A 1546-nucleotide genomic window follows, 5' to 3' on the forward strand; every position below is an offset into this window, starting at 1 on the left:
GATGGAATATCAGGGACTTTCGAGTCGGTAGTGGCACGCGCAAACTGGCGCGCACAGCGGCGCGCGAAGCGGCGTGCTGTTTTCTTCCGAACGACGAGGTGAACCATGAACAGTCCCATCACGATCGGCATTGATCTGGCCAAGGAAGTCTTCGCGATCTGTGTGCTCGACGAACGCGGTGCTGTCCGCGAGCGACGGGTGTTGCGCCGGGCGGCATTCGAGCGCTGGGCCGTGCAGGCCCCCAGTGGCACCATCGCGATGGAATCGTGCAGTTCCGCCCATCATTGGGGACGTTGGTTCTCAGCCCGCGGTCACACCGTACGCCTGATCGCCCCCGAATTCGTCGCCCCGTTTCGCAAAGGCGGCAAGAACGATGCGGCAGACGCCGAGGCGATTGCAGTAGCGGCCCGTCAACCCACCATGCGGTTCGTGACTATCAAGACGGTCGAACAGCAGGCCATCCTGAGCTGGCATCGCGCCCGCCTGGGATGGATCGAGGAGCGCACCGCACTGATCAATCGCCTGCGGGGACTACTCGCCGAATTTGGCATCGCGCTCGGCCGCTCCCGATCGACACTGCGAGCTGCATTACCCCGACTCACCGACGACGCGGCACTACCCTCGTCGATCCGGGCACTCCTGCTGGAAGCGCGCGAGCAATTCGCCGCTCTTGAAGCGCGCGTCACACGGTGTGATGCCGAAATTGCGGCACATCTTGCTGGTAACGGTCCCGCCCGGCGCCTGCGGGAACTGCTCGGTATCGGACCGCTTACCGCCAGCGCGCTTGTAGCCACCGTTTCCAATGCCTCCAGCTTCAGGAACGGCCGGCAGTTTGGCGCCTGGCTCGGCCTGACGCCCCAGCAGCATAGCTCCGGCGGCAAATCCCGACTGGGCAAGGTGACCCGGCACGGTGATGGCTATCTACGCAGCCTGCTGGTACAGGGTGCGCGCAGCGCCCTGCAGTCAGCCTTGCGCTGCCTGCCCGACAGGCTCTCCCGCCTCGGGCGCTGGATCGTCGACCTGTTCCACCGCAAGGGCTATCACAGGACGCTCGTCGCAATCGCCAACAAACACGCCCGCATGCTGTGGGCGATGCTGGCTCACGACGAAGCCTACGATCCGCTCGCCTGGCAGCGCTATCGCGCGCCGGCCGCGACCGCGACCGTGTAGTACCAGGCACTTCCCGCCACGCTGCAACGTGCAATAGCAACATGAGGTCAGACCGAACGGGAGAAAACCCCGGCTATCCTGCTGGCCAGCCCCATTCCGTGGCGGTTGATCCCCGCTGCGCAGGCTGCGTCTCGGATGGAATTGGGAGCTCCCGTGCGGCTTCGATATGGTGGCCCGCGCTGGCAGTTCTGGCGCGAGAAGGCCGGTTACAGGGATGCAGTCTGCTACCTCTACAGCTCAGCACACGCCCAGCATCTACAGCCTCACGGCAAAGGAATCGCAAATCACGCGGATATTAAAAATCAGGTCGTACACCGTACCGGGCAAACGTCGTGCGCAGAGGTCTACTCCTTCGCGCAAATCCCACGCGCGTCCG

At 64.1% G+C, this 1546-nt stretch carries 1 protein-coding gene; it reads left to right on the forward strand.

The features are described 5' to 3' along the window. Nucleotides 1–105 precede the first annotated feature (105 nt). Complete coding sequence (locus AB3X96_RS42355; RefSeq protein ID WP_176378653.1) at nt 106–1170, forward strand: IS110 family transposase; 1065 nt, start codon at nt 106–108, stop codon at nt 1168–1170. Nucleotides 1171–1546 lie beyond the last annotated feature (376 nt).

The organism is Paraburkholderia sp. BR13439 (genome assembly GCF_040948805.1).
Lineage (GTDB): Bacteria > Pseudomonadota > Gammaproteobacteria > Burkholderiales > Burkholderiaceae > Paraburkholderia > Paraburkholderia youngii.